8 protein-coding genes and 1 pseudogene are annotated in these 12,024 nt (G+C 28.2%); 2 read left to right on the top strand and 7 right to left on the bottom strand.

Translation table 11 applies throughout. From position 1 onward, the window contains the following. Nucleotides 1–43: 43 nt before the first annotated feature. From KGF41_RS05290 to serS, 6 genes are all read right to left on the bottom strand, one after another. Nucleotides 44–1,546: an AbgT family transporter gene (locus KGF41_RS05290; RefSeq protein ID WP_227827689.1), complete on the bottom strand. Its 1,503-nt coding sequence runs from the start codon at nt 1,544–1,546 to the stop codon at nt 44–46. 97 nt (nt 1,547–1,643) lie between these two features. Then, nucleotides 1,644–2,828: a M20 family metallopeptidase gene (locus KGF41_RS05285; protein ID WP_227827616.1), complete on the bottom strand. Its 1,185-nt coding sequence runs from the start codon at nt 2,826–2,828 to the stop codon at nt 1,644–1,646. Between the two features lie 238 nt (nt 2,829–3,066). Then, the gene (locus tag KGF41_RS05280) at nt 3,067–4,155 is read right to left on the bottom strand and encodes a hypothetical protein (protein ID WP_227827617.1); all 1,089 of its coding nucleotides are present in this window, start codon (nt 4,153–4,155) and stop codon (nt 3,067–3,069) included. Between the two features lie 275 nt (nt 4,156–4,430). Continuing rightward, a complete protein-coding gene (locus KGF41_RS05275) occupies nt 4,431–5,135 on the bottom strand; it encodes a response regulator transcription factor (protein WP_227827618.1) in 705 nt (234 codons plus the stop codon). Between the two features lie 113 nt (nt 5,136–5,248). Next, complete coding sequence (locus KGF41_RS05270; protein WP_227842560.1) at nt 5,249–6,754, bottom strand: histidine kinase; 1,506 nt, start codon at nt 6,752–6,754, stop codon at nt 5,249–5,251. Nucleotides 6,755–6,952: 198 nt separating this feature from the next. Continuing rightward, nucleotides 6,953–8,224, bottom strand: a complete 1,272-nt coding sequence (gene serS, locus KGF41_RS05265) for a serine--tRNA ligase (RefSeq protein WP_227842559.1) — start codon at nt 8,222–8,224, stop codon at nt 6,953–6,955. Between the two features lie 431 nt (nt 8,225–8,655). Here serS and KGF41_RS05260 point away from each other — a divergent pair. Continuing rightward, nucleotides 8,656–8,820: pseudogene (locus tag KGF41_RS05260) on the top strand (cupin domain-containing protein); the annotation flags it as partial. Between the two features lie 185 nt (nt 8,821–9,005). On the opposite strand, the gene KGF41_RS05255 reads toward KGF41_RS05260, so the two are convergent. Beyond that, complete coding sequence (locus tag KGF41_RS05255; protein ID WP_227842558.1) at nt 9,006–10,604, bottom strand: amidohydrolase; 1,599 nt, start codon at nt 10,602–10,604, stop codon at nt 9,006–9,008. 456 nt (nt 10,605–11,060) lie between these two features. Here KGF41_RS05255 and KGF41_RS05250 point away from each other — a divergent pair, with 456 nt between their 5' ends. Continuing rightward, nucleotides 11,061–11,987 carry a carbon-nitrogen hydrolase family protein gene (locus KGF41_RS05250; protein WP_227827622.1) on the top strand — a complete coding sequence of 309 codons (927 nt, stop codon included), beginning with the start codon at nt 11,061–11,063 and terminating at the stop codon, nt 11,985–11,987. Nucleotides 11,988–12,024: the final 37 nt, after the last annotated feature.

Here is a 12,024-nt window from a genome sequence, read left to right as displayed (position 1 = left end):
TTTTTTTTAGTTTAATCTTTATTAATAAATTTATTATAAAGGTCTATAAAATGTAAGATATTCCTCCACCAGGTCCTAATGGTATGCCAATGCCCATGAATAGTAATAATATTATTATTTCTATTAATGTAAATACTACTGAGTATGGAATCATATTCGATATGACAGTACCTATACCTATATCTTTATCATACTTTCTAGCAAAAGCTAATATTACTGGGAAATATGGGAAAAGTGGACTTATTGGATTTGTTGAAGCATCTCCAATACGATAAGCTATTTGAGTTAATGCTGGATTAAAATCTAGTAACATAAACATAGGAACAAATATAGGTGCTAGAATTGCCCATTTTGCAGAAGCACTTCCGACAAATAAATTGATAAATCCAGATAATAATATAAATCCTATTATCAATCCATAACTAGGTATGCCCGATTCTGCTAAAGCTTTTGCCCCTGTTATTGATAAAATTGTTCCTAAGTTACTAAGATTAAATAAATTAATAAACTGAGATGCTATAAATGCTAGGACTATATACCCTCCCATATCACTCATACTACTGCCCATCATAGACACTAATTCTTTGTCATTCTTTATCTTATTACTTACTTTTCCATACACTAATCCTGGAGTTAAAAATATAATAGTAATTATTGGAACTATACCTTTCATTAAAGGTGCATTACTAGATAATATAGAACCAGTTTCTGGATCTTTCATAAATGCATTTTCACCTATGCATAAGGCAACTATCACTACTACTACAACTAACAATGATAATAAAGCGTACTTTATACCCTTATTTTCAAGTTCACTCAATTTCTGTATATCCTTATCATTTGTTGAATCATTATATTTTGAAAAACGAGGAGCTATAAATTTTTCAGTTACAAATGCTCCTGCAAAAGTTAAAACTATCGCTGATATAAAAGCAAAATAAAGGTTCATTGCTGGATTACCTTGGTAAGATGGGTCCATCATTTGAGCTGCTGGTATTGTAAACCCAGCTAACAATACATCTGTAGTACTAAGCATAACATTTGCTGCAAATCCCCCTGCAACACCTGCAAAAGCTGCAAACATACCTACAAGAGGATGTCTTCCAATTCCTAAAAACACAAGTGCTGCAAGTGGTGGTAATATTATAAATCCTACATCTGCTGCTGTATGTGATAACATACCTGCAAATACAATTGCTACAGTTACAAGTTTTTGCGGAACTTTACTTATCCCCTTTTTCATTAACACTTCCATAAATCCAGATTTCTCAGCAACACCTGCTCCAAGCATTGTAACCAATACTAATCCTAATGGAGCAAATGACTGGAAGTTTGTAACTATACTACCTAAATATGATTGAATCTGCTCTTTCTCTAGTAGATTTACTACCTTTACAACTTCTTTTGTAGAAGGATGTATTTCTTCTACTCCTAAACTAGATATAACTGCTGACAATATTAAAACAATTATGCATAGTAATAAAAATATGGTTACTGGGTCTGGAAGTTTATTTCCTGCTCTCTCTACAACATTTAATGCTCTCATCAATAATCCACTATCTTTGTTTTTTTCCTGTGAATTAATTTTCCTCAAACTAATCACCCCCATAAACTTTATCTCCAGAAATGCTCTATCTTAAATTTTATTTTTTTAATTTATCCATATAATTTATAACAGACTGACATAGTACATTTGTGCCTACTAATATAGAATTTTTATCAGCTTTAAATTTAGGATTATGCCACTGATACATACAATCTTGTTCTTTGTTGCCTACTCCTAACCAGTAAAAAAATCCTGGTGCTTTTTCCATAAATATAGAAAAATCTTCTCCTCCTGTAGAAGGTATTGGATCAACTATAGCATCTTCTGAATACAAATCACACACAGACTTACAAGCTATTGTATACATCTCTTTACTGTTTATAACGGCTGGTAGATCAAATAAATAATCTAGCTTTGCAGTTGCTTGATATCCACGAGCTATCTCACAAACTATATTTTCCAAATTTTCAGATATTTTCTTTCGTACTTCATTACTAAAGCTTCTACATGTCCCTGTCATATCTACATTTTCTGAAATTACATTATTTGCAGTTCCTCCATTTATAGTACCTATTGATATAACAGCTGGTTCTAATGGACTTATGTTTCTGCTTACTATGGTTTGAATACCCATTATAATTGCACTTGATGCTACTATAGGATCTATTGTTCTATTTGGTATACCTCCATGACCTCCAAAACCATTTACTTCTATCCTAATAGTATCTACTGCTGCCATTAATCCACCTAACTTAACACCCACTTTTCCACAAGGTATATCTGGGTGATTATGAAGACCAAATATAGCATCAACTTTTGGATTTTCCATTACTCCTCGTTCAACTAGCATCTTCGCACCTTTATTGACTTCTTCTGCTGGTTGAAATATAAACTTTACATTTCCATGGAGACTATCTTTAATGTGAGACAATACATATGCACATCCTACAAGGCAAGATGTATGTATATCATGTCCACATGCATGCATTATACCATCATATTTTGATTTGTATTCAATATCAACCTCTTCATATATTGGTAAAGCATCAATATCGCCTCTTAATGCTACTGTAGGACCATCATACTTTCCTTTTAATAATCCTACTACTCCTGTCTCCATTCCCAGGTCTAATATCTCTATACCTAAACTTACTAATAAATTTTTTATAGCTTTTGTAGTCCTAAATTCTTTAAAACTTAATTCGGGGTGCATATGAATATCTGTAAAAAAATCTAAAATATCTTCTTTATACTTTTCTGAGATTAAAATAAGTTCATGCATACTAACACCTCTCCAAAATTTTATTTTTTGATTTTTTGCTAATTTAACTACAAATTATATAAGTTACTAATATTTATAAAGATAGTTTTTATAAATTTAATTTTGTTTATATATATATTTTACTATATTATTTTAATTAAATATATTATCATATTTTGCAATTTATTTAACTATTTTGACTTTTTAAATTCAGATTATATAAAAAGTTTCTTTAACTAGAAAATATTAATAAGTGGCTCTATTCCTGACTTTGTGTTGATTTCTGTCTACATGTAATTGCTTTATATACCATACAAACTAAAATTAAAAGTCCCATATAACCTGTATATGGATATAAAATATTTACTAGTTTACCAAATGGTAAAAATCCACCTATACAAGCTAAAATAGCTATTACTGTTGTTACCAATTTAAATTTAGGATGCTCATCTTCAACAATTCTATTAGTTACAGACCATAAAAGTGGAACAGCTGTTGTATAAATACCTAATATAAGTGCAACTGAGAAACATACACCTATAATAGGAGCTATATTATCCGCTAAATAAAGTGATGGTATTTCTTTCATGTACAAGTTTCCTATATCTGAAATCATAGCCAAATACATAACTATACCAGCAGTCATAAATACAACTCCACCTAATAAACCTCCCCAGAAAGCATCCTTTTTACTTTCAATAGAAGCTCCCATTCCTGTTAAAAAGACAATCATTACAATAATATTTAATGTATTATATATTACACCTGAAATGATTGGACTTTCTGATGCTTTTGTAACTTCAATATTTTTCATAGCTTCTCCAACCATAGATAAACCATCAAAATGCTTAAATAAGCTTATTAATCCAACAGCAATTGTAAATACTGCTATCACTGGTCCAATACGACCAAGTATACTTACTAATTTTTCTAGACCCATAGATACTGTAATCAAGGTAGCAACAGCCATCAACACTCTTCCAAAATAAGGATTTATACCATAATATTCAGTTAAAGTTGAGCCTGCACCTGAAATCATTACTATAAGAATCCCAAATAAAAATATTGGACTAAACCATTCGTAAAATTTTCCTAAAATCTTCCCACAATAAAAAGTGTAAATTCTTGTTGGTTCTTTAAGTTTTAATTCTCTACCTCTAGTTATAACTTCAGCACCAAGAAATGAAAATAACACCATTGATATTAACGCCCCAATCAGCCCCATATACCCTTGTGAGGCAAAAAATTGGAGTATTTCTTGACCAGTAGCAAATCCAGAACCAATTGCTGTTGCTAAATAAGCACCCGCAATACAGATAATATTTTTCACATTGACTTTGTCTGACATATTAAATTACCTCCATTATAAAGTTACCTTCTTTAACAAATATAAATTCATAGTAAATTAAATGAAAATTCTGTCTTTTCAGAATAGTATTTGACTTACTTTTTTATTTTTATATCTTTTTATTTTTATTTATATATATTTTTTTATATAAATAGGTACAGCTTTTATAAGGTTTAATATTATTAAATATATTTAAAGCGCTTTAATTTTTATTATAATTAAAGTATACTTACTCAGACATATTCAAACAATTATCTATATTGACTTTTTATTTATCAATTTCGATTTTTAGTATTCAATTTATAAACTTTTGGAGTTACTCCTTTTTCTATCTTAAAGTTTTTATAGAAGTTATTCAGACTATTATATCCAACTATTTCTGCAATCTCATTTATACTTTTTGTAGTATTTTCAAGTAAATCAATAGATTTTTCTATTCTTATATGATTTAGATATGATATAAAAGTCGTATTCAAATTACTTTTAAAAATCCTAGATATATTAGATGGATTGGTTAAAAATAATTTAGCACAATCATTTAACTTTAAGTCATCACTATAATTTAGATTTATATATTCCAGTATTTCATTTAATAAATCATTATTAGTATATTGATATCCGATAATCTTTTCTACAGACTTAGTAAATTCTTTCATATCTAATGGTTTAAGGAGTATATCTTTCACATTTAATCTCAAAGCTTTTTGAGCATATTCAAAATAGTCAAAAGCAGTTATTACTACAAAATTTATTTTTTTAGATAGGTAAGATGTTTTTTCTATTACTTCTAACCCATTGTATATTGGCATTTGAATATCTATAAAAACTATGTCTGGCTCTAAATCAATTATTTTCTCTACTGCTTCATCGCCGGATGTTGCTTTATCAACAATTTTTATTGGCATATCTTTCATTTCTATAAAGTGTGTTATTATTTTTAGAACAGCTTCTTCATCATCTATTATTAGTGCTCTTCTCATGAGAATTCCTCCCTTTTAGCTTAATAATATAAAAAAGCAAGATATATAAAACAACATAAAAACATCTAATATATTTCTTAATATTTATAAAACTTATTAATTTTATATAAGTTCTATACATACTCCTTATAATTTTCAATAGGAATTTTAATCATTATGTAAGTCCCCTCATTATCACTTGACTTTATATCCATATCAAAATTATTTCCATAAGCAGATGTAAATTTTGTATATATTAGAGACAAACCATGACCATTATTACTACGAATACCTGCCTTTATTTTGTCTATACTATTTTCTTCTAAGATAGTTCCATTATTATGAATTTCTATAATAGCATACTGGGAATCTACTCTAGCAATTATTTCTATTCTCTTTTTTGAATCAATATCTCTAAACCCATGTGTAAATGCATTCTCTACAATAGGTTGCATAAAGTTAAAAGGTACAGAAAGGTTATATAGCTTCCTTGGAATAAGGTACTTTACTTTAAGTTCATCTCCATAACGCAATTTCTGTAAATTCAAATAATTTTTAATATATAATATTTCAGATTCTAATTCTACAAATCGTAAATCAGACCTCATTGTATATCTAAACATTTTTGATAAATCTATTATTGCACTATACAAATCATAACTACCATCATCAAGTGCTATGCTTGCCATTGAATTTAGAGTATTAAATAAAAAATGATGATTTATTCTTAAGTTAGTAACCATATCTTGAGCTACCTTTAAATTCATTTCAAGTTGTTCTCCATAGTGATATGTTCTTGCAATAGTTTTCTCTTTTTCCTGTAAATCCTTTCTTATATCATTAAATGAACAAAAATTTATTATGTTTTTAGATATTTGTTTCAAAAGACGTTTTATACTTCTAGCAGCACCTTCTGGTATATCATATAAATTACTATGTGTTGTATCTAAATTTAAATCAGATAATAATACATATCCTCCTCTTATAACACCTATACTATTATTTTTGTATAATATAGGTATATTATATATAGTTATCCCATACTTACATACAAATTGGTTGCTACTTTTTTGATTCATACAATCACAATTTTGAGGAAATTTCATAGGATTACATTTTTCAAAACAAAATAGTGGAAAATAAGGATTTTTTAAAACTATATTCCATGAATCATCATATATAATCAATGGAATTCTAAATGGGTCTATAAATTGACCACGAATTGATTCTACAGCCGCATACAAATTTAAAGTACTTTCGCTATAATTTATTAAAGTCTTCTTCAAATAATTATTAGGATTAATATCTATAACTTCACTCTCTCCTACATCATCTACATTATTGGAAACAATAAGCTCTTTTATTGGTCTATCTCCTGTATTTATAGACTCATGTGTGCTACCAGATTCTATATAAAAAATCATACCTTGGGAAAATGGCTTCCAAACTCCATTTATAATATACAATCCCTCTCCTTCTAAAATATATATCATCTGTTCTTGCCCATAATGAACATGATTAAAATGTTTTTTACCTGGCATGGTAACTGCAATGTATATATTCATAGCTTGTTTTGGGTTATTCTCATCATAAGTATGTTTCCATTCAATATATCCCCACTCAGTATTTTGAATTTTCATAAAAAAACCCTTTCTGTTTATAGATTATTTATATTCATTTATCTTTAAATAAATTAGTAAATAAAAATGTGCACATACTCTTTCATATGATAGCTATACTATATCAATATTCATTAGTTTGTACACATTATTATATTAATTATTATTTTTTAAATTATTTATAGCTTACTTTATTATTTAAAGTATATATTTCAATTATTATTTAATAACAGAAACACCCATATATGGTCTTAAAACTTCTGGAACTATTACAGAACCATCCGCTTGTTGGTAATTTTCCAATATAGCCGCTACACTTCTTCCAATAGCCAATCCAGAACCATTTAATGTATGTGCATATTCGGCTTTAGAATTTTTATCTCTTTTAAATTTTATTCCAGCTCTTCTAGCTTGAAAATCTTCACAGTTTGAACAAGATGAAATTTCAACATATCTGTTGTAGCTTGGCATCCAAACTTCTACATCATATTTAAAAGAAGCTGTAAAACCTAAGTCACCTGTACATATTTTTACTACTCTATATGGTAAGTTTAATAATTGTAGCATAGTCTCAGCATTATTAGTTAATTTTTCTAATTCATTGTAAGATTCTTCTGGTGCTACTATTTTTACCATTTCTACTTTATTAAATTGATGTTGTCTTACCAAACCTCTTGTATCCCTTCCAGCAGAACCAGCTTCTGACCTAAAACAAGGAGTATATGCCGTATAATTTATTGGTAATTGCTCAAATTTAAGTATTTCATTAGCATGTATATTAGTTAAGGGAACTTCTGATGTTGGAATTAAAAAGTAATCTAATCCTTCTATCTTGAACATATCCTCTTCAAACTTAGGTAGTTGCCCTGTACCCAAAAAACTATTTCTATTTGCCATAAATGGTGGAATAATTTCTGTGTATCCATTTACTGTTGTATTTGTATCTAGATAAAAATTTAATAATGCCCTTTCTAATCTAGCTCCTAATCCCTTATAAAGAGTGAATCTTGAACCAGTTATTTTCCCAGCTGTTTCAAAATCAAGTATACCTAACTCAGTTCCTATTTCCCAATGAGCTTTAGATTCAAAATCAAAGCTAGTCGTCTTACCCCAAGTTCTCACTTCAACATTATCTTCATCAGTTTCCCCTTGTGGTACTTCTGGATGTGGTACATTTGGAATTCTCATTAACAAATATTCCATCTTGTCCTCTACATCTTTAAGATTTTGGTCTATAACTTTAATCTTGTCAGATAACTCTTTTAGTTTAGCTTTTTCATCTTCTACATCTTTACCTTCTTTTATAAGATTTGGTATATTTTTAGATGCAATATTTAACTCATTTTTCATAACCTCAACTTCTTGAAGAATTTTTCTTCTTTCATCATCTAACTTAACTACTTCATCAAGATTAAAGGCTTTTTCACCCCTTCTTTCCATTGCTTTCCTTATACAATCTAAGTTTTCTCTTATTCTTTTTATATCAAGCATTTTTTCCTCCTCAATACTTTAAGATTGGATGTTATCTCTTAATCTCAGTTAACTTTGATAATAGTATATTTGCTTAAGGTTAAGAAATCTTTTTCTGTCTTATCCGAACCTATTATTTTTATTTAGTTATATTTTACTCACTTTTTTACATATTGTCAAATTATATTTAATTAAATTAATATTATTTAACTTTTTATCATTAACCTTACTTTTACTTTCATTATAATTATACTAATTTTAGCAATCAATTATCTATTTTGACTTTTTCTTTATCAATCTTATATAGTTATCAATTTTTATATAAATTTTTTTACCTTATGATATAATTCTTTATATACTCTTTGTCAGATTTTAGAATAGGAGGATTTTAATTAGTAATTCAAGTATAGGCAGAAAATTGACTTTATGTAGAAAAAAATGGGCATTCTGGAGACGAAGTTGCTTATATACTTAAAGGAAGTGTTGAGCTTAGTTTGGAAGATGATATATTTGAATTAAATGAAGGTGATAGTGTAAAAATACCTTTTGGTATGAGACATAAGTGGGGAAATCCAAATGAAGTTGAAAGTAAGGTAATCTACATAGTAGTGTCCTAAAAATATAAATTTTCAAGGTAGAATTAATAAAATTATGGCAATGACCCTTTAGACCTAATAAGCTAACCATTCAGTCATATATAATATTATTAATTCTACCTATTTTATTAGATTAGATTTTATTTTTACATAATATTTTTTTACGCAATATTTTTACACAATCTCTAAAATAATATAATTCATATCTATTTTAATGAATATAATACTTCCCCTTCTACTATTGTTTGTAAAACTTTAATATCTTTTATTTTAAGAGGGTCAACTGTAAGTGGATTTTCATCTAGTATTATTAAATTAGCTAGTTTACCTTCTTTGATTGAACCCTTTTTATCTTCTTCAAAATATTGATATGCCGCATTTATAGTAACACCCTTTAAAGCTTCCAATGGGCTTATCTTTTCATTTTCACCTATCAATACTCCTTTTTTTGTAATTCTATTAACCGCACACCATATTGTTTCAAGCATATTAGGTGCTATTACAGGTGTATCTTGATGTAAAGTATAAATCAAACCTTTTTCTATAGTTGTTTTAAGAGGACTAATCTTGAATGCTCTACCTTCTCCAAGATTTTTAATATGAATATCTCCCCAGTAGTATGTGTGAGCTACAAAATATGATGGTATCATGTTTATTTTTTTCATTTCATCAACTTGGTCTTCTCTTACAGTTTGAGCATGTATCATCACAGGTCTCATATCATCTTTGATATTTTTTTCCTTTATAACTTTTTCAAATGAATTTATTAGTTGGTCTGCTGCTGCATCTCCATTACAATGAGTTAAAAGTTGCATTTTTTCTTCTACTGAAATTTTTATAAGTTTCTCTACTTCCTCATCTTTATATATAGGATACCCACGATAACCATCTTCTGAATTTTCATATGGTTTCGTTAACCATGCTGTCTTTCCTTGAGGAGAACCATCCAAAAATATCTTATATCCTCCTATTTTAAATCTATTTACATATTTCTTTACAAAATTTTTATTATCATCTTTCACAGATTTACTATTTTTTAAATCTATATATCCTACAATATCCATTTTTAGTCTATTTTGATTTGACATTAATTTTAAAAGATTAAATTGATTATCTGCCATTAATCCTTCTTGCGCTGTTGTAATACCATAACTTAAGTAAATATCTTGTACTTTTTCAATTAGATTACAAATTTCATCTAATGATGGTTGTTTTATTTTAGAGGATACTTTAAAAAATGCATTTTCCTCCAAATATCCATTTGGCTCTTTACTCCCTTTGACTCTGCCTATATGTCCTCCTTCTGGGTCTTGTGTTTCATGAGTAACACCTAATTTTTTTAATCCTAAAGTATTTGCAACTCCCATATGACCAGAAGCGTGTGAAATTAGTATTGGGTTTTCTAAAGACGCACTATCTAATAAATCTTTATCTGGATGCATATTTTCTTCTAAAAAATTGTTATCATAGGAAAACCCAATTATCCATTCACCCTTTTTTATATCCTTTGAATCTTTAAAATCTTGTATTTTCTTTACTATATCTTTAAAGCTAGTTGCATCTTCTAAAGGAACTAATCTTAGTGTAGTAGCAAAAGCTGTCAAATGACTGTGTGAATCTATAAAGGAAGGCATCAATGTTTTTCCCTGTAAATCTATGACTTCTGTTTCATCATTTTTTAAAACTAAAATTTCTTCTTTTGTTCCTATTTTTTTTATTATTTTATCTTTTATAAGAATAGCATCTCCACATATTGAATCTTCCATTGTAATGATATTTCCATTATAATAAATTTTTTCTTTCATAAAATTCTCCTTAAACTGATGTATAAACTCTATAAATTTATATAAATACTTTATATTTTTTACAGTTTTATTTCCTTTTTCATCCTGCTCTATTTTGATAAATTTATTTTATTGTTTTCTAATTAATTATTCGTATTTCATTAAGCTTATTTTTTCATATATTAATATATGAAAATCTCATTTTTAATTATTGTTCACCAAGAAATAAATACTATTCATTATAAATATGATAATTTAATAGTCATTATAATTAATATAAAGAATTATTATATGCTTATAGAAGAAGATACTTAGCATGAATTATTTTTTTGTATAATTGTAATTTGCTAAATCATGATGTATCATTTTAAATATACAGTTGCATCATTATTTACAAGATAAGATACTTTTTTCTCAAATAAAACTTGATGTAATCTGTTGAAATCAACAAATTCAAATATTTTTTAGGAGGTTTTTATGAACAAAGAAAATAAAAATGTAAGAATTGCCGTTGTTCAGGCATCACCAATTATAATGGACTTAGATAAAACTGTTGAAAAAGCATTAGAATTAATTAAAGAAGCTGGTAGAAAAGGGGCAAATATAGTAGTTTTCCCAGAAGCATTTATACCTGCATATCCAAGAGGACTTTCATTTGGATTTGTTGTTGGAAGTAGAACAATGAAAGGTAGAGAAGATTGGAAAAGATACTATGATAATTCTGTACCAGTACCTAGTGCTACAACAGATTTATTAGGAAAAGCGGCCCAAGAAGCAGGGGTATATCTATCAATGGGAATAACAGAAAGAGATGGAAACGATATAAATTGCACTCTTTATTGCACAAACTTATTTTTCTCACCAGAAGGTAAACTTATTGGTAAACATAGAAAGCTTAAACCTACAGGAACAGAAAGATGCATTTGGGGTGAAGGTGATGGAAGCACTCTTACAGTTGTTGATACTCCATATGGAAAAATGGGTTCATTAATTTGTTGGGAAAACTATATGCCATTAGCTAGAACAGCTCTTTATGCTAAAGGTGTAAAACTTTATATAGCTCCTACTGCTGATTCAAGAGAAGAGTGGCAATCAACTATGAAACATATTGCTTTAGAAGGAAGATGCTTCGTTATTGGATGCAATCAATATGTTGAAAAAAATATGTACCCAACTGACCTTAACTATTATAGAGAACTTGATGCAGAACCAGAGATTATGTGTCCAGGTGGAAGTTGTATAGTTGACCCTTTTGGAAAATATGTAGCAGGTCCTGTTTTCAATAAAGAAGAAGTATTAATAGCTGATTTAGATTTAGAACAAATAGTTCTTAGTAGACTAGATTTTGATTCAGAAGGTCACTATTCAAGACCTGATGTATTTGAATTAATTGTTCACGAATAGTCTTTTTATCCAAAAGCTTTACATAAGTTTTTTACAT

This window comes from Clostridioides sp. ZZV14-6150, assembly GCF_020657875.1.
Lineage (GTDB): Bacteria > Bacillota > Clostridia > Peptostreptococcales > Peptostreptococcaceae > Clostridioides.
The sequence above is the reverse complement of the archived record's forward strand: the minus strand, read 5'-3'. Positions and strand labels throughout refer to the sequence as shown.